This window comes from Massilia sp. TWP1-3-3 (genome assembly GCF_049897805.1).
Classification (GTDB): Bacteria; Pseudomonadota; Gammaproteobacteria; order Burkholderiales; family Burkholderiaceae_D; genus Telluria_A.
The window spans coordinates 50,907-68,138 of the sequence record NZ_JAFCWX010000031.1 but is presented as its reverse complement, the minus strand read 5'-3'; the positions used below and the strand labels follow the sequence as shown (position 1 = coordinate 68,138).

Sequence of the window (17,232 nt, the reverse complement as noted above, 5' to 3'; positions counted from 1 at the left end):
GGCTAGCGGATGATCCGGTCGGCGTCGGGCACGACCGCGCGCAACGGTTCGGGCCGGATGAAATCGAGGTAGGTCGGCACCACGGCGGGGACCGCGCCCTTGGCAATCGCCCAGCGTTCCTGGGCGGACAGGGCAATGAGCAGCGACTGGTCGAGCACCAGCGTGTAGTCGGCCGGATTGAACGCCTGGGCCAGTTGCGCCGGCGGCACCCCGATCGCCGCCCCCACTGCCGCACGCGCTTGCTCGGGCTGCTCTGCAATATAGCTATTGCTGGCCTTGATCGCGGCCAGCAGGGAGCGCAGCTCGGCCTGGTGCTGGGCGATGTAGGTCAATTTTCCTACGAGCAGGACGCGGTAGACAAATATATCCTCTCCGTACAAGGTGACCGCCTTGGCGCCGAATGTGTTGTTCAGGTGCGCCAGGTCCGGATGCCAGACCGTGACGGCATCGACCTTGCCCGCCTCCAGCGCAGCGACCAACTGCCCGGGACCGAGGCTCTGGACGTCGACGTCGGCGCGCGCGATATCGTTCACGTCGAGCAGCGTATCGAGGAAAAATTCGGCATTGGTGCCAACCACCGTCCCCACCCGCTTGCCCTTGAGCGCTGCGGCAGTGGTAATCCCCGCGTCGCGCCGGGCCACGATGGCCATCGTCTTGCGCGACTCGAATACCGTAGCCAGCGCGGCAATGCGTTCGCCGCGCAGCACGGCGTGCATGAAGGGCGTATCGGCCACCAGCGCCAGGTCGGCACTGCCGTCCAGCACAGCTTGCAGTGCCTGTTTGCCCAGCAAGAAGCGCTTCAATTCGACCTGCAAGCCTTGCTGCGCAAACAGCTTTTGCTCGCTGGCGGTGAACATGGAGCCGGCTGCCAGTTGCACCGGGATCGCCACCCGCACCAGCAGCAAGGGCGCTGCAGGCCGCTTGCGCTGCAGGCCGAACAGCAGCGCGCCGATGGCAAGGGCCGCAACCGTGCAGAGCAGGAAGGTGGCACGCTTCGACAGTTTCATGGACGGCAGAACCTTTCAGTGGACCTGGTGGCGTTGCTCAGCCTACACTAAAATCCATGGATCAGGAGAAACACGAGCGTTCCAGCCGGGGCATGTGGTGTGGCCCGCACAAAAAAAGCCCACCGCGAAGGGTGGGCTAAATCCAAATTCTTGGTAGAAAGTGGAGGAGACGGCGCAATGATGGTGCATGGCACCAAGAATGTCCATCGCCCGTCCATGGATTAGAACCACTCCTCGGTTTGCCAAGAAAAACCCAATCGCTGGGTTCGCTGTCGGTAGCTATTTGTTGGCGGGGGGACTTACGGCTGGGCCGGCGGCACGCCGAGGCCGTTGCGTACCGCCGTCAGTTGCGCCAGGATGGAAATGGCGATTTCCGGCGGCGTCTTGCTGCCGATGTACAAGCCGATGGGCGCGTGCAGGCGGTCGAGCTGCGCGGCGCTGACGTCGAACTGCAGCAGCCGTTCGCGCCGCCGCGCCGTGTTCAGGCGCGAACCGATCGCGCCTACGTAAAACGCGTCCGAACGCAGCGCTTCCATCAGCGCCAGGTCGTCGAGTTTGGGGTCGTGCGTGAGAGCCACCACGGCGCTGCGCCGGTCCAGCTTGAGCGCGAGCACCAGGTCGTCCGGCATGGCGTGCACCACTTCCACGCCGGCCACGTTCCAGCCGGCGCGCACCTCTTCGCGCGGGTCGCACACGATGACGTGATAGTCCAGGCCCACGGCCACCTGCGCGAGAAACTGCGACAAGGGCCCGGCGCCGATCACCAGCAAGCGCCAGCGCGGCCCAAACGTATTGGTCAGCACGCCGTCCTGCAAGGCCAGGCCCTGTTCCGGCGCCGCCTCGCAAATTTCAACCCGCCCCGATGCCAGATGCACGCTGCGCGCCACCATGTGCTTGCGCTCCAGGCGCGCGAGCACGTCCTTGATGCCGCTCGCCCCCGATAGCGGTTCGCAGGCAAGGCGAATCGTGCCCCCGCACGGCAAGCCGAAACGGTGCGCATCGCCGGCCTCGACGCCATAGGTCAGCAGTTCGGGCGCGGCCGCAAAGCCGCCTTCCCTGGCGCGCGCGATCAGGTCGTCCTCGATGCAGCCGCCCGACACCGACCCGACGACAACGCCATCGGCCCGGATCGCCATCATGGCGCCTTGCGCGCGCGGGCTCGACCCCCAGGTCTGCACGACGGTGACGAGCTGGCAGCCAAAGCCGGCGTCCAGCCAGCCGTCAACGGTTGTCAATACTTCCCTGTCCATGCTGTTCATTGCGGCCTCGCCTCGGTAGAAGGTCGCATCGTAGTCGAAATGCCGGTTCGATGCGTAAAATGGGGCTTTTCAACGGTCGGCAAGGCGCTCATGGACGTGGTTGGCATACTGCTGGCGGCCGGGCGCGGACGGCGCTTCGATCCAACGGGCGCGCGCAACAAGCTGCTCGCCCCGCTCGCCGGCGGCGAACCGGTGGCGCTGGCCAGCGCGCGCACCATGCTGGCCGTGCTGCCCAGGGTCGTGGCCGTGGTCCCGTCGGCCGACGGCAGCCTGGCCGCGGCCCTGCGCGCCATCGGCTGCGAGGTCACCGCCGTCATCGGAAACGGGGCCGCCGGCGGCGACACCGAACGCGGCATGGCCGCCTCGCTGGTGCACGCAGTGCGCCATTCGCTGCCCGCGGGAGAGGCGTGGATCATTGCGCTGGCCGACATGCCCTACGTGCAGCGCGCCACCATCGCCGCCCTGCGCGACGCGCTCGACGCTGGCGCTGCCATTGCCGCGCCGGTGCAGGGCGGGCGGCGCGGCAACCCGATCGCCTTTGGCCTCACCCACCTGGCCGCGCTGCTCGCCCTCGAAGGCGACCAGGGCGCGCGCGCCATCTTGCAGCAGCACGCCGTGACCGAGATCGCGGTCCGAGACCCAGGCATTTTTCAGGATATCGACACGCCTTCGGATTTGCCGCAGCGACGCGACTAAGCAATTTTCCCGGTATTGCCAACAGTGCGCCTAGCCCACCAGCAGACCCAGCTCGAGCATCAATTCGGCCGCTTGCCGGGTTGAGATGAGCGCACCCTTGAACAGTTTGGCGTTGGAAAGCTTGATGCCGGCGATGTCGGCGCCGCGCAGGTCGGCGCCCTCGAAGCGCGTATCCTTCAGGTGCGCGTTGCGCAGGCTGCACTCCTCGAACACGGTTTCCCGAAAGTCGCACCCGGACAAGTCGGCATCCTGGAAATCAAGTCCCACCAGATGCGCCTTCTTGAACGACATCCGGCAGCAATAGGCGCCGGCCATCAGCGACTGCGTGAAGACCAGGCCGAGCTGGCCCACTTCCTCGAAATGGGCGCCGGTCAGCTTGCACTCCTTAAAGCTGGCCGAGGCCATGCGCGCGCGGCGCCAAACGGTGTTGTTCAGGTCGCAGCTGGTGAAGTGCGCGTCGACCAGGTCGGCCGACTCGAAATCGGCCTGGCCAGCGCGGCAGCGCTGCCACTGCGTGCGCGCCAGGCTGGCCGCGTATAGGGACGTTTCCAGGAACGTGCAATTGTGAAACCGCGCTTCCTGCAAGTCCAGCCGCGACAAATCGGCGCCGTTGAAGTCGCATGCCTCGAACACCAGCGGCCCCTTGGCCTGCCCGATCAGGTGCCGCATGTCGTCGCGCGTGGGCGCAATGGCGCAAATGGTGACGGTGGAGTCTGGCATGGGGACAGGCGAGATGGCGGGCCTGCATTGTAGCTTGCCGGCGCCCTCCACAGCTGCGACGAGAAATTGCATTATTTACATTCTTGCCGAATATATCGGTATGATGGCGCATGAAAAAACGCTTCCTGCCCCTGTTCCTGCCCCTGTTCCTGTTCCTCCCCCTGTTCCTCCCCCTGCTGCTGTGCGCCTGCAACGTCTTGTCCGGCGCGCTGACCGACAAGGATGTCGCCACCTATATCCAAGCCTACAAGAACATTTCCGCGGCCACGCCTGAACTGGAAAAGCTCAAGAGCGAGAACCAGGCCGTCTCGCTGTTTACCTGCGGTCCATGCCGGGCCCGGCTTACAAGGGCGGTGCAGCAGGCGGGCTACGCCGACCTGAAGAGCTTTATGGCGATGGATATCCGGATGCACGTCACGCTGCGCGCCTATCTGTATGTGGAAATTACCCGGATGGGGGGCGAAGTGGGGAAGTCGGTGGCGGCCGAGGATTTCTGCAAGATCAAGGAAAATATCGCGCGCTCAAGCGACCCCAAGGAAATGGCGCTGCAGTGCGAACGGCTGCGCACCTATTCCGGCTTTCTCGCCAAGGCGGGCGCCATGGCCGTCAAGCTGGCCGAAAAGCTGCTCAAGGAAGGCGACATCGAGATGGTCGCCAAGCATTTCAAACAAATCGTCGCCCTCGGCAGTCTTACGTATCCCGAGGAATTTAGCGGCGGCGGCGGCTACGACGACTGACCGGCTGGGGCCTCGACCAGCACTTCGCGAATTTTGTTGGCCAGTTCCTCGCGCCGGTATGGCTTACCCAGCAGCTTGACGCCAACATCGAGCCGCCCGTCGGTGGTGAGGGCATTGCGCGTATAGCCCGAGGTGAACAGCACGCACAGCTGCGGCAGCAGCACCCGCGCGCGCGCGGCCAGCTCGGTGCTGGTCACCGGCCCCGGCATCACCACATCGGTAAACAACACATCGATGGCCACTGCGCCGCTGATGATACGCAAGGCGCTCTCGCCGTCTTCGGCATGCAGCACCTGGTAACCGAGTTCGCCCAGCATATTGACGGCCGTGGCGCGCACGTCCGGATCGTCCTCCACCACCAGGATGGTCTCGCTGCCGCCCTGCGCCGGCGCTTCCCTCACTACCCGGCCGGGCGCTTCGGCCAGCTGCGAACGGGGCAGGTAAATCACGACCGTCGTCCCCTTGCCGGGCTCGCTGTCAAGCTCGATGTGCCCGCCGCTTTGCTTGACGAAGCCGTACGCCATGCTCAAGCCCAGGCCCGTACCCTGCCCCACCGGCTTGGTGGTAAAAAAGGGTTCAAAAGCGACCGCGCGCACTTCGGCATTCATGCCGGTGCCCGTATCGGCCACGCTCAGGCGCACATAGTCGCCAGCAGGCAAGTCGACCATGCGGCGCGCGTGTTCCGGGTCCACCGTGGCGTTTGCCAGCGCCACCGTCACGGTGCCACCGCCCGGCATGGCGTCGCGCGCATTAATGACCAGATTCAAGACCACGTTTTCCAGCTGGCCACGGTCGACCTGGGTGTTCCACAAGCCATCGGCAGTGTCGAACCGGATCTGCACCGCGCCGCCCAGTGCGCGCTGCAGCAGGTCGTCCATGTCAAGCAGCGTGCGCTGCAGGTTGACGACCACGGGCTGCAAGGGTTGGCGGCGCGCGAACGAGAGCAGCTGCGAGGACAGCTTGGCGCCCCGCTCGACCGCCGACTGCATGCTTTTCAAGCGCTTTTGCAAGCGCTCATCGCCCGCGCTCATCGACTGCATCAATTGCACGTTACCGCTGATAATATGCAGCACGTTATTGAAATCGTGGGCGATGCCGCCGGTCAGCTTGCCGACCGCTTCCAGGCGCTGCGCATGCTGCAGCGCGCTGCGCGCTTCGTCCAGCGCCTGCGTACGCTGCACTTCCAGGCGCTGCGCCACTTTGCGCTCCGAAATGTCGCGGATAAATGCGCTGACCGCGTAGCCGCCGGCCTGGGGGAAGCCGGCCAGCGCCAGCTCGACCGGAATCAAGGCGCCGTCCCGATGCTGCGCGTTCACCTCGATCACATTGCGCGCCAGCGTGCCCTGCCCGGTTTCCACGAAGCGCCGAAAGCCGGCGTTGTGCGCCGCGCGCAGGGCGGGCGGGACGATCAGCTTGGCCAGGTCGCGCCCGACCGCATCCCGGGCGCTCCAGCCGAGCAGCGTTTCAGCCTTGCCGCTCCAGTCGGTCACGACGCCGTCGGGCGCGACGGCGATAAAGGCGTCGTGCGCGTGTTCCAGGATGACCTTGACGCGCTGCTGTTCGCTTGCCAGCTGCTCGACCGTCACGCGCAGCGCCGATTCGCTTTCCTTCAGGCGGGTAATGTCGGTATGGGTGCCGATGGTACGCATGGGCAGGCCGGCCTCGTCGCGCGTGACGGCCATGCCGCGCCCGCGGATCCACTTCCAGCTGCCATCCTTGCAGCGCATCCGGTATTCGGCCTCATAGGTCTGCGAGGTGCTGCGCGCAAAGGCGTCGACAATGGCCAGCACCGCCAGCGCGTCGTCCGGATGGAGCAGCAACTCCCACGCGGCCGGCGTGTCGGCGATGTCCTCTTCGCTGTAGCCGAGCATTTCCTTCCAGCGCCGCGAATAAAGCGCTTCGCCGGTGCCGCTGTTCCAGTCCCATACTCCGTCGCCGGCGCCTTCGAGCGCGTATTTCCAGCGAAATTCGCTCTCGCGCAACTGCGCCGTGGTGGCGCTGGCCAGCGCCATGGCGCGTCCGCGGCCGGACGCGAGCGACCAGACCAGCAGCGCGAACAGCGTGCTGATGGCCAGGCCGACGACGGCAATGACGGTGGGCCGGTCCGAGCGCATGCGCGCTTCGAACAAGGGCGCGGAGCGAAATTTCAGGTTCCATGGCCGTCCGCCGACGGCAATCTTGCGCGTTGCCTGGTACAGCGGCCGGTGCGTGGCAGCGGCCGCCGCCGGGGCGACGTACAGCAGGCTTTCGGGCGCCAGCGAGAGCCCGTCGTAAATGGTCAGCACGATGTCGCTGCCACGCTCGCCACCGATGCCCGCCATCAGGTCGTCCATCCGGAACGGCGCGCCCACCCACCCCACCAGGCTGGCGCGGCGCTCCTCGGGCGTGGCCGCCGGCAGACCGCGGCCGTACACGGGCAGGTACATGACCAGGCCGACCTGCTCGTGGCGCCCAATTTCCTGGATCAGCCGCACTTTGCCCGAGGCGGCCGCCTCGCCGCTGTCGCGCGCGCGTTCCATTGCCTCGCGCCGGGTCGGCTCGGTCAGCATGTCGAAGCCGAGCGCGCGCGGGTTCAGGCCGGTGAACGGTTCGATATGGGTGATGGCGCTGGCGCCGCCCTGCCGTCCGGGCGCGGTCAGCGCGGCCAGCGCAATGCCCTGAATGCCGGGAAACTTTTCACTGAGACGGAGCGCAGCGACGTACAGCTGGAAGTCTTCCCTGCGCACCTTCATCGATCCCATCAGGTGCGCCTGGGTGCCGCGTTCCACCTGTTCGTAGGTGGCCATGCGCTGCTCGATGCGGCGCACTGCCTGGCGAACCTGGTAGTCGAACTCGGATTGGGTGTTGCTGGCGACCTCGAACTGGGCCACGCGCCAGGCGCCAAACGTCACCGCCAGCGACAAGGCGCCCACCAGCAGCGCCAGGATCAATGGCGTACGCCGTCCCCGCATGCGCCGCGCGACGGGAACCTGGTCCATACTTGCATTACGGGAAGCACGCAGTTTTGCCATAAATAGTCGTCGACGGAGAGCTGCGACCATTATGCGGTATGCGTCAGATTGCCGCCACCCAATACGCGATGCGGCGCCAGCTTGCCACCGCCGTGCGCCAGCGCACACAAGAAGCCCGGCGCCACGGGCATACTAGGGTTGGATTCCAACCCAACAATGAATACATCAATCCGCACAACAATTTGCACACAAGAAAGGGGCAAGCGATGCAAGCTGAAACCACCTCAAGCAGCCGTCCGGCCATGGATGCCGAGACGCTCGACTTCATCCGCGGCGTGTTCGCGCTGGTGCGCGCGGGCGATGCAGCGCGCCTGGGATCGCTGATCGACAAGGGTACGCCGGTCAACTTTCGCAATGACAAGGGTGACAGCCTGATCATGCTGGCCAGCTATCACGGCCACCTGGACACGGTGCGCTTATTGCTCGAAGCGGGCGCCGATCCGAACGTTGCCAACGACCAAGGACAAACGCCGCTGGCGGGCGTGGCCTACAAGGGCTATCTCGAGATCGCGGAACTATTGCTCGCGCACGGCGCCTGGATCGAGGGCGCCAGTCCCGACGGCAAGACGCCTTTGATGATGGCGGCCATGTTCAACCGGCCGGCGATCGTCGAGCTGTTCCTGGCGCATGGCGCGGCCATCGATGCCGTCGACAGCCGCGCCATGACGGCGCTGACGCTGGCCCAGACGATGGGAGCGCAAGATACCTTTGCCCAACTCACTGCCCGGCTGGGATAAGGAATAAGCGCCGGTTACGCGACGCGCACCCAGTCCATCACCCAGTTTGTTTGCCAGCTCGCGCCGGCATCGCGCGAACTGGCCTGCTGCCAGCGGCACGCGGCACGCGGCAGCGCTGATGTTGTCCCACATGCCACGCACTTCGACGGGGTGTTCGCCATCCATCCCGTGCGAAGTGAACACGCCCACCCCCTGTTCAAAATACCCTTCGCTCCCCGGCGTGAGCAGCACGCCGCTTTTCGCATTCACCCAAAAATCGGACCAGACCTGATTTTCCTTGTTCAGCAGGCGCAATCCCATGCCGCTGAAGTTGCGGGATGGAATGCGCAATTCCTCCACGCTCGCCGCGCCGTCCAGGATCGACCAGCAGGTCGCTTCACCGTCGAAACTGTCCCACACATCGGCGCTGCCAGCTTGCAGCTGTCGATGGGCGATTTTCCACTGCCCCGACAAAAAATCGAAGTCGCCCGGCCTACCGATGGGGGGCATATTGCTGTTTGCTGCTGCTGTCATGTGGCTCGCTCTTAGGGCAATAGAAGCCGATATGGTATGGCGCGCTTGCACATCAGACAAGCCAAAATCAATGGAAAAGCGGCGCTCGCAACCGTGGCTTTAAACGAAATTGGTCCGTTCGGCTTTCAGGTTTATACGACGCTTTGCACCCCAATTGCTTGCTGCCTTTGGGCGCGACAAAATAAGATTTCGTTTCGTTACCCTGGGGCCGCTGCTGGCGCACCGTGAAGGCAAGACGGCGTGTGTCGGCAAAACTGCCTGCCACCTCGGCGCTTACCCGGTCGTATCGGCCGTCATTGAGCGCGATGTCGACGATCATGGCCTTGCTGTCGCCCAAGGCCAACAGCGCGCGGTCCATTTCGCGCCGCAATCCGCGCGGCCCAGTCAATATTGCGTTCCTTGAAAAAGGCATAGTCGAGACTGAAAATTTCCGCCATCGCCTTGAAGCTGGTGAGCGCGTCGGTGGCGACCGGCAGGCGGCAGTTGGCCGGTATCTGCGCACTACGCTCAAGGGAGTAAGTGGCGGGCAACTCCGCGGATAAATAAAGATTGGCACTCACCCGCTCGGCATTGGCGGTGCGGGGAAATGTCATTTCCCTGAACACATCGCCGGGCGCTGTCACCATGTCGGAATAGCAAAACGACCTCGTTTCCTGAAACTGCGTGACAGCATTTTCTGTAATCTCCAGCATGCTTCCCTCGCCCGACACGCGCCAGGCACCCTGCAGATTGGCATCGAAATGATTACCTCGAAAAACTGTTCCGACGATCTCGTGCGTGCTCGGCGCAGCGGGCACAACAGGTTGCGCGGGGTGCCCGCCGCCGCATCCGGCGACACCTGCCACCAGCGCAAGCATGGACAGTAGCGCGCCGGGTGTACGCGAAACAGTCATCTGTTCAGTCATCATTATCGTTTGCATTTTTCCCGATCGGTCGGCGTTGGGTTGACGTCCGGTTCGATCCAGGCGGCGCCGGCGAAGGCGCCGGCGCAGTTAAACCCGGTGAACACCATGGTGGGGCAGGGCCGGAAGTCATGCCGGCATACCCAGGCACAAGTATCGGCTCGCGCTTGACAACATCTTCCCGGCGCAGGCGCGCCGATCCATCGGAGCAAACTCTGCTATCGTAAGCGGGCTTTTTTACCGCTTACCCACTTGACCATGCCCATTGACCGATTGCGTCCATTCCTGCTCTGCCTTTGCCTGGCCGCCGCTGCGCCCGGCCGCGCGGCCGACACCGTCGTTTTGTACGGCGACGCCGACTATCCGCCCTATTCCTACGTCGACCATGGGCGCTTCACCGGCATCTACGTGGACCTGATCAAGCGCGCCGCTGACACGATGGGGCCGCAATTCAACGTGCAATTGCAGCCATTGCCCTGGAAACGCGGCTTGGCGGACATGGAAAGCGGCCGCGCTTTCGGCTTGTTTCCACCCGGACAAAAGAAGGAACGGCCGTACATCAGCGTTTATTCACTGCCGATGTACCGCGAAACCGTGGTCCTGTTCTGCAACGACACCATCATGAAGTCGCCGCGCGCCGCGTTCCCCACCGACTTCACGGCCCTGACTATCGGCGTGAATGCGGGCTTTTTGCTGTCGGGTCGCCTGATCGATGCGGCCAACAAGGGCTTGCTGCGACTGGCACCTGCCAGCGGCAATGAAGCGAATCTTAAAAAACTCGCTCTGGGCCGCATCGACTGCTACGCGTCCGATCGCGGCGCGGCGCTGTATTCGCTCAAGCGACTCCATGCGGCCGGCGAGCTGGGCCCTTTCATGTTGCGCGAAGCGGTCGAGCTGTCCGGCGAGAACACGTACATCGGCTACAGCGCCGCCAACAATCCCCCCTACAAGGCCGCTTTCATCGCCAGGATGAACGCAGCCATCTTGGCGCTCCACAAAAGCGGCGCAGCGGCCCGGATCGAGAAATCTTACCTGCGCTGACCAATGATCGCGTCGCATGCTCCGCACAAGGAACCCGACGAACACAATGGACACAATAAGCGGCCTGCCGCCGCGCCGTCTATGGAAAGGATACAAACCATGAAACCTGTCAGTTCGCTGGGCAGCCGGATTGCCCGCGCTTACCTGTTGTTCGCCCTGGGCTGTTCGCTGTTCTTTGCGAGTGTGGCCGGCTTCGTGGTGGAAGGCATCGAATTCAAGATGGTGCACGAGCGCCTGCGGGATGTGGCCGCGTGGGCCGCGCCGCGCCACGAAGCCAAGCTGTCGGTGGCCATGCCCAGCGGCTTGATATTTCACCACGGCGAGGCGATCCCGCTGTCGCTGCGCAACTTGCCCGAGGGGGTGCAGGACGTGGCGGTCGATGGCGTGCAGCTGCCGGTGTACGCCGGCCACACGGCCTCCGGCCCCTACGTGGTAGTGGACCACGCAAGCGATTACGGAAAAGTCGAAATCGCCGTCTATTCGCTGCTGGGCGTGGGCTTTTTGGGTTTTATTGCCATGTCGGTCTTTTTGGGCCGCTTCATGGCACGCCAGGTCGTCGCCCCGATCGAGGCGCTGTCGACGGCCGTGAGCGACGGCAGCGCGGACCTGCCGCTGCAAGAGCGCAACGATGAACTGGGAATCCTGGCGCGCGCCTTTGCCAGCCACACCCGGGAACTGCAAGCCTTTCTCGACCGCGAACGTTATTTTACCGGCGACGTCAGCCACGAACTGCGCACGCCGCTGACCATCATCGGCGGCGCCGCCGAGATCCTCGCGCTGCACACCGGCGCCGAGCCGGCCTGGCAAGGCCCGCTCGAGCGCATCGCGCGCGCCGCCCGCGACGCCAGCGAGAGCGTGGCAATCCTGCTGCTGCTGGCCAGGTCGCCCGAACTGATCGCCTCGCAAGAATTGTCGATGAGCGCGGTGGTGCGCGAGGAAGTAGCGCGCCACCAGGCGCTGGTCGCCGGCAAGCCGGTCGTCCTGCAGCACGCCGGCGGCCTTGACTTTACCGTGCGCGCGCCGGCCCAGTTAGTGTCGGCGCTACTCGGCAACCTGATCCGCAATGCCTGCCTGTATACCAGTGACGGCGCCGTCAGCGTCGCGCTGGCCGAGCGCGCCATCATCGTGCATGACACCGGCAAGGGCTTGCCCTCTGCCATCCGCGCCATGCTGAACGGCGAGCCCGACGCCGCCCCGCTGCACGGTTCGGAAGGCACCGGTATCGGCCTGGCGCTGGTGATGCGCATTTGCCGTCAGCTGAACGTGACGTTGCGGGTGGACAATACGGCTGCTTGCGGCACTGTCTTTACGCTACGCTTTCCGCCTAAATCAATCCATCCTGCATTTGCCTCGAAGATGTAGTTCTTACTCACAGTTAACGCAATCTTAACGCCGCCATCACACTGTGTTGACGCGGTAAGGCGTAGGCTGCGCCCCAAGGAGTGGGCTTGCGCATGCCAGCGCGGTGTTCGGGGCCCTCCGGTCACTCTGGAATGCCGCTTTGAAGCTTCGCCTCACCCGTCACACTCTTGCCGATTTCCTGCCGCTGATCGCTTCCCTGTTCCTGGTCGCCGTCGACAACTTTGCCTTTTGGAAGAGTTTTATCGGCGCCACCGCCGGCGGCCCGCTCGCTGGCGTGCCGGTGCAAGTGGGCATGTTCTTGCTGCTGGTGCTCACCTTTACTGCTTTCCTGGCGCTGATCAACTTTCGCTACGTCCTCAAACCAGTGCTGCTGCTGCTGCTGATCGTCACGTCGGTGGCCAGTTACTTCATGAACCACTATGGCACCCCGATCGACTGGTCAATGGTGCAAAACATCATGGAGACCGACACGCGCGAGAGCGTCGAACTATTTAGCTGGCAAATGGTCCTGTCGGTTCTGCTGCTGGGCGTACTGCCGGCGGTCCTGCTGTGCCTGGCGCCGCTGCGCTACGGCAGTGTGCGGCGCCAGATCGCCGTCAACCTGGGCACGCTGGCCGGGGCAGCGGTGGTGGCGCTGCTGCTCCTGATGCTGATGTTCAAGTCGCTGGCCCCGGCGCTGCGCGAACATCGCGAGTTGCGTTTCTTGCTCACGCCAACCAATGTCATCCAGGCGGTCAACGGCTACGCGCAGCGCAAATTCACGGCGCCGGTGGTGGTCGCGGCGCTGGGCACCGATGCCCGCAAAGGGCCGCTTTGGAGCGGCCAGACGCGGCGCACCGTCACCGTCATCGTGGTTGGTGAAACGGCGCGCGCCGCCAATTTTTCGCTCAACAAGTATGCCCGCCCAACCAACCCGCTGTTGGCCAAGCAGGCGGGACTGGTTAATTTCAGCAATATGCAGTCGTGCGGCACAGCCACCGCAGTCTCGGTCCCTTGCGTCTTTTCCGCGCTGGGGCGCCACAATTATACGGACACCCGGGCGCGCAGCCAGGAAGGCTTGCTCGATGTCTTCCAGCACGCCGGCCTCGATGTATTGTGGCTGGATAACAATTCCGGCTGCAAGGGCGTGTGCGACCGGGTCCGCAAGCAAGACGTGTCGGTGCCGGTCAAGGGCGACCCGCTGTGCAACAGCGAGGAGTGCTTCGACGAGCGATTGCTGCGCGACTTGCCGGAAATCATACACAACGCGCGCCAGGACCTGGTGATCGTGCTGCACCAAAAGGGAAGCCACGGGCCTGCCTACTGGAAGCGCTATCCCGACCGCTTCAAGGTTTTCGGTCCCCAGTGCGAAACCAACGACTTGTCCAAATGCACGCGCGAAGCGATCGTGGCCGCCTACGACAACACCATTTTGTACACCGACTTCGTGCTGAGCAAGACGATCGATCTGCTCAGGGACAGCGCAATACGCGACGACGTCGACACTTCGCTGATGTATTTCTCGGACCATGGCGAGTCGCTCGGCGAAAACAATCTGTACCTGCACGGCGCCCCGTACGTGATCGCGCCGCAGGAACAGCGCCACGTGCCCTTCATGCTGTGGTTGTCGGACGGCTTTCGCGAGCGCTTCAAGCTTGACGGCCAATGCCTGGCCGCGCGCGCCGACCAGGAGTTTTCTCACGACAATATCTTCCACTCGGCGCTGGGCATGCTCGATATAAATACCGCGATCTACAACCCGAAACTGGACCTGTTCAATGCGTGCACCCATGCACGCTGACCCGCTGCTCGACGCGCCCGGCGCCACGGCCAACGGGTGGCTGCCGGCGCTGGGCGCGCTGCTGGCCGCCGCGCTGGTCATTGTGTGGATTGGCGCTTTTACCGACATCGACCTGACACTTGCCGACGCTGCCTTCGACCGGACGGCGATGGCGTTTCCATGGCGCCACGCGTGGCTGACCGAAGTATTTGCCCACGTGGCGCTCAAGCGCGCGCTGACCGTGCTCGGCGTCCTCTTCATCCTGGCCGCGGCGTGGGACCTGATCTGGCCGCGCGCCTGGAGCGCCCAGCGCCGCCTGCAGATGCGGCTGGTGGCGCTGTCGGCGATCCTGGTGCCGACCGCCATTTCGCTGCTCAAGCACATGAGCAAGTCGCATTGCCCTTGGGACTTGCAGCGCTACGGCGGCGTCGAGCCCTATGTGCGACTGCTTGACGCCATGCCGCATGGAATCATTGCCGGCAACTGCATGCCCGCCGGCCACGCATCGACGGCGCTGTGGATGGTGTCGCTGGCTGTGTTCCTGTTGCCCGCCCGACCGCGCGCCGCCGCCATGGCCGCCGTGATCTTGCTCGGCGCCGGTTTTTTGGTGGGCTGGATGCAGCAGATGCGCGGCGCGCACTTCCTGACCCATACACTGTGGTCGATGTGGATTGCGTGCGCCACCATCGGCGCCCTGTACGCGCTCCTGGCACGGTTGGCGAAGGCGTAAGCTGGGGCGAGGGAAAAATGTACCATGCAGTTTTCTCTTGAAAGGAAGACGCATGAAGATGAAAGCGATCGTCACCGGACATACGCGCGGCCTGGGCGCTGCCATCGCCGGCGAACTGCTGAACCGGGGCGTGGCCGTGCTCGGCTTGGCGCGCGGAAAGTCTGCTGAACTCGATGAGCAATTTCCGGCACTGTTCGACCAGGTCGAGATTGACCTTGGCGACAGTACCGCCCTTGCCTACTGGATCGCCGGCGGCGCGCTCAAGGATTTTTTTGAGGATGCCTCCCTGGCGCTGCTGGTCAACAACGCGGGAACCGTGCAGCCGGTCGGGCCGCTGCACGAGCAAGATCCGCTGGCGGTAGGCCGCGCGGTGGCGCTCAATGTGGCCGCGCCGCTGATGCTGGCGGCCGCCGTCGTGGCCGCCACGCCGCTGGCGGTCCGGCGCGTGCTGCATGTATCAAGCGGGGCCGGCTCCAGCGGCTACCCGGGCTGGAGCGTGTATGGCGCCACCAAGGCCGCGCTCGACCACCATGCGCGCTGCGCCGCGCTCGACGAGGTGCCTGGCCTGCGCGTGTGCAGCCTGGCGCCGGGCGTGATCGACACCGCCATGCAGGCGGAAATTCGGGCCACGCCGGTCGAGCATTTCCCCAACCGCCAGCGCTTTATCGACTTGGAGCGCAGCGGGCAGCTCAGCACGCCGCAAGCATGCGCCACGCGATTGGTCGACTATTTGCTCAGCGCCGCATTTGGCCGGCACCCGGTGGAAGATTTACGCGCCGTAGCAGAATAGTTAACAACGCCTGCGCTTGACGGTAAAGCGCGACGCGACAAGCCTATATCGAGGTTTTGAAACCTTTGCTTACGAGTGATACAGACTGGCCACGGCCTGGCCGGACCGACTGGCGTAGGATCGTCGGCCTAACCCGGAGGAGTCCGCCATGACCAGCCTGAAACGCTTCTTGCTACCGATCGCCTTGCTTGCGGCGCCGTTTGCCGCCCCGCATGCCTTTGCGGACGAGCGCTACGACCGCGCGCCCAGGCAAGTGTATTGGGATGGACACTGCAGGATTGAGCAGCGGGTCAATCGCGATGGCGAACTGGTGGAGCGGCGCCGCTGCCGGGGCGACGGCGATGCGGGCCGGCGCTACCGCGACGCGCGGCAGTATCCGGACCTTGAACCTCGGGAACGGCGCTACCCCGACTACCGCGACCAGCAAAGCGCCGAGCCTGCTCAATTTGTGCAGTACGAAGAGCCGGCGCCACTGGAGCCGCCGGCGCCACTGGCGCCACTGGCGCCGCGCAGCGTGACCAGGGCAGTACCGGTGGCCAAGGCGCCGCGCATGGTGGCCCAGGCGCTACCGGTGGCCAAGCCGCCGCAGGTGCCCGTCAAGGCAGCCCTCGTGATGAGCGCGCCGCGCTTGGCGGCCAAGGCGCTACCGGTGGCCAAGCCGGTCCCGGTCGTGGCACCACGCATGGCGGCCAGGGCGCATCCGATGGTCAAGCCGGTAGCGGCAGTGACGTCACGCATCGCCGTAAAGACTGCACCCTTCACGCGCCTTGCGGCCAGGGCAGCGGTGCCGCAGCCGCGCCTGGTGGCGAAGGCCGTGCCAGCACTCAAGAGCGCGCGCGTCGTGGATCACGTAGTCAACCTGGCCAAGGTGGACACGGCGCCAAAACCGCAGCGCATCGCACTCAAGGCTGCGGCCCCGGTGCCACCCATGGTTGCCAAGGTTCAGGCGGCACCCCAGGCACCGCGCATCATGGCAAAAATTGAACAATCTCCCGTCCAGCCTGCACTAAAAGCGCCGCGCATGGTGGCAAAGGCCGAACCGGTGGCCGCGGCAGCGCGTGTCGTTGCCAAGGCCGAGCCGGTGGCCGAGACTGCACGCCTGACGGCAAAAGCGGAGCCGGTGGCCAAGTCGCCCGGCAACTACCCCAAGGCGGACTGGCTGGTGCTGCTACCGTCCGACGAAGCGCGCGCCCAGGCGGTGGTGAACGCGCCGCTGGTGGCGGCCAAGCCCGCAGCCAAACCGAGCGTATATGACAAAGCCGAACGCGACCTGCGCATGCGCGATTACGAGTTGTACGTCGCGCGCAAAAGTAGCGATCCGTACAGCAACCTGAAGTGACGCCAAGCGCTGCGGGGCATCAATTGCTTCCTCTCCCCTCTGCCTTAGGCCACTGGGCAATGCCATAACGGGCCAGGATAGCGTTGAGCTGTCCCGACCGGCGCAGCTTCCTGATCCCGCTGTCGAGCTTATCGGCGATCAGGCGCGCGCTGCGGGTTCGCTGTCGACAAGCCGACCGCCAGCTTCTGATTGGGCAGGCAGCCCGCCTCCCGGAACTGGAGCGGCTCCTTGCTGTCGCGCACGCCCATGTCGTACACGTCGGACGTCATGAGCACGGCATCGGCGCGCCCGGCCGCCAGGAACTGGAAAATGCGCTTGGTCATGCCGCGTGAACCTATGAACTCTTCGGTTCGGATCCGGTGCCTGTTCGCCGCAATATATTTTTCAAGGTCGCCAAAGCCCGCTTCCTTCAGGTAAGCGAGGCGCATGCCCGACAATATCGACGATATAACCCTTGCGCAGCGTGTCGCCTTCACAATGCTGGGGGCACCAGTCGTCCGCCACCAGCCTGACCGGGGCGACGGCAGTCACAGCCATCGGCGCCGTTGCGGCCGCGGCCGGGCACGCCAAGGCCGCCGCCAGCATCGCCGGCATCGCGCAGATCACGCTGGTGCGCTCGCTCATGCCCG

Annotated in this window: 17 protein-coding genes; 9 read left to right on the top strand and 8 right to left on the bottom strand. The window is 64.7% G+C overall.

Annotation, left to right across the window (positions count from 1 at the left end; translation table 11 throughout):
• Positions 1-2: 2 nt before the first annotated feature.
• Both ACP7D4_RS23235 and ACP7D4_RS23230 read right to left on the bottom strand, forming a co-directional pair.
• Positions 3-1,007: an ABC transporter substrate-binding protein gene (locus ACP7D4_RS23235; RefSeq protein WP_426105702.1), complete on the bottom strand. Its 1,005-nt coding sequence runs from the start codon at positions 1,005-1,007 to the stop codon at positions 3-5.
• 299 nt (positions 1,008-1,306) lie between these two features.
• On the bottom strand, positions 1,307-2,266 hold the full coding sequence (locus tag ACP7D4_RS23230) for an XdhC family protein (protein ID WP_426105701.1): 960 nt from the start codon (positions 2,264-2,266) through the stop codon (positions 1,307-1,309).
• Positions 2,267-2,356: 90 nt separating this feature from the next.
• Between ACP7D4_RS23230 and ACP7D4_RS23225 the strand changes: the two genes are divergently transcribed.
• Complete coding sequence (locus ACP7D4_RS23225; RefSeq protein WP_426211577.1) at positions 2,357-2,962, top strand: nucleotidyltransferase family protein; 606 nt, start codon at positions 2,357-2,359, stop codon at positions 2,960-2,962.
• 30 nt (positions 2,963-2,992) lie between these two features.
• On the opposite strand, the gene ACP7D4_RS23220 is transcribed toward ACP7D4_RS23225, so the two are convergent.
• Positions 2,993-3,682: a pentapeptide repeat-containing protein gene (locus ACP7D4_RS23220; protein ID WP_426105698.1), complete on the bottom strand. Its 690-nt coding sequence runs from the start codon at positions 3,680-3,682 to the stop codon at positions 2,993-2,995.
• 110 nt (positions 3,683-3,792) lie between these two features.
• Between ACP7D4_RS23220 and ACP7D4_RS23215 the strand changes: the two genes are divergently transcribed.
• Complete coding sequence (locus ACP7D4_RS23215; protein WP_426211575.1) at positions 3,793-4,419, top strand: hypothetical protein; 627 nt, start codon at positions 3,793-3,795, stop codon at positions 4,417-4,419.
• Here ACP7D4_RS23215 and ACP7D4_RS23210 read toward each other — a convergent pair.
• A complete protein-coding gene (locus tag ACP7D4_RS23210; RefSeq protein ID WP_426211573.1) occupies positions 4,407-7,397 on the bottom strand; it encodes a CHASE domain-containing protein in 2,991 nt (996 codons plus the stop codon). The two genes, ACP7D4_RS23215 and ACP7D4_RS23210, sit on opposite strands and share 13 nt — an antisense overlap.
• Positions 7,398-7,636: 239 nt before the next feature.
• Here ACP7D4_RS23210 and ACP7D4_RS23205 point away from each other — a divergent pair, with 239 nt between their 5' ends.
• Positions 7,637-8,167 (top strand): ankyrin repeat domain-containing protein, encoded by a 531-nt coding sequence (locus ACP7D4_RS23205; RefSeq protein ID WP_426211571.1) that lies wholly within the window; start codon positions 7,637-7,639, stop codon positions 8,165-8,167.
• Between the two features lie 580 nt (positions 8,168-8,747).
• On the opposite strand, the gene ACP7D4_RS23200 is transcribed toward ACP7D4_RS23205, so the two are convergent.
• Together ACP7D4_RS23200 and ACP7D4_RS23195 are read right to left on the bottom strand one after the other, a co-directional pair.
• A complete protein-coding gene (locus ACP7D4_RS23200; RefSeq protein ID WP_426211570.1) occupies positions 8,748-8,999 on the bottom strand; it encodes a hypothetical protein in 252 nt (83 codons plus the stop codon).
• Complete coding sequence (locus tag ACP7D4_RS23195) at positions 8,974-9,585, bottom strand: hypothetical protein (protein WP_426211568.1); 612 nt, start codon at positions 9,583-9,585, stop codon at positions 8,974-8,976. The genes ACP7D4_RS23200 and ACP7D4_RS23195 overlap by 26 nt, the downstream gene beginning before the upstream one ends.
• 255 nt (positions 9,586-9,840) lie before the next feature.
• Here ACP7D4_RS23195 and ACP7D4_RS23190 point away from each other — a divergent pair, with 255 nt between their 5' ends.
• From ACP7D4_RS23190 to ACP7D4_RS23165, 6 genes are all read left to right on the top strand, one after another.
• Positions 9,841-10,623, top strand: coding sequence for a substrate-binding periplasmic protein (locus ACP7D4_RS23190; protein WP_426105688.1), 783 nt, complete (start codon positions 9,841-9,843; stop codon positions 10,621-10,623).
• Between the two features lie 99 nt (positions 10,624-10,722).
• Positions 10,723-11,985: a sensor histidine kinase gene (locus tag ACP7D4_RS23185; protein ID WP_426211566.1), complete on the top strand. Its 1,263-nt coding sequence runs from the start codon at positions 10,723-10,725 to the stop codon at positions 11,983-11,985.
• Positions 11,986-12,124: 139 nt separating this feature from the next.
• The gene (locus ACP7D4_RS23180; protein ID WP_426211564.1) at positions 12,125-13,765 is read left to right on the top strand and encodes a phosphoethanolamine transferase; all 1,641 of its coding nucleotides are present in this window, start codon (positions 12,125-12,127) and stop codon (positions 13,763-13,765) included.
• Positions 13,743-14,474 carry a phosphatase PAP2 family protein gene (locus tag ACP7D4_RS23175; protein ID WP_426105683.1) on the top strand — a complete coding sequence of 244 codons (732 nt, stop codon included), beginning with the start codon at positions 13,743-13,745 and terminating at the stop codon, positions 14,472-14,474. Before ACP7D4_RS23180 ends, ACP7D4_RS23175 begins: the two co-directional genes overlap by 23 nt.
• A gap of 52 nt (positions 14,475-14,526) precedes the next feature.
• Positions 14,527-15,264 carry an SDR family oxidoreductase gene (locus tag ACP7D4_RS23170; RefSeq protein ID WP_426105682.1) on the top strand — a complete coding sequence of 246 codons (738 nt, stop codon included), beginning with the start codon at positions 14,527-14,529 and terminating at the stop codon, positions 15,262-15,264.
• A 148-nt stretch (positions 15,265-15,412) separates the two neighbouring features.
• Positions 15,413-16,603 carry a hypothetical protein gene (locus ACP7D4_RS23165; protein WP_426211563.1) on the top strand — a complete coding sequence of 397 codons (1,191 nt, stop codon included), beginning with the start codon at positions 15,413-15,415 and terminating at the stop codon, positions 16,601-16,603.
• Between the two features lie 128 nt (positions 16,604-16,731).
• On the opposite strand, the gene ACP7D4_RS23160 is transcribed toward ACP7D4_RS23165, so the two are convergent.
• Both ACP7D4_RS23160 and ACP7D4_RS23155 read right to left on the bottom strand, forming a co-directional pair.
• Positions 16,732-16,926 carry a hypothetical protein gene (locus ACP7D4_RS23160; RefSeq protein WP_426105680.1) on the bottom strand — a complete coding sequence of 65 codons (195 nt, stop codon included), beginning with the start codon at positions 16,924-16,926 and terminating at the stop codon, positions 16,732-16,734.
• 61 nt (positions 16,927-16,987) lie between these two features.
• A complete protein-coding gene (locus ACP7D4_RS23155; RefSeq protein ID WP_426211561.1) occupies positions 16,988-17,227 on the bottom strand; it encodes a hypothetical protein in 240 nt (79 codons plus the stop codon).
• Positions 17,228-17,232 lie beyond the last annotated feature (5 nt).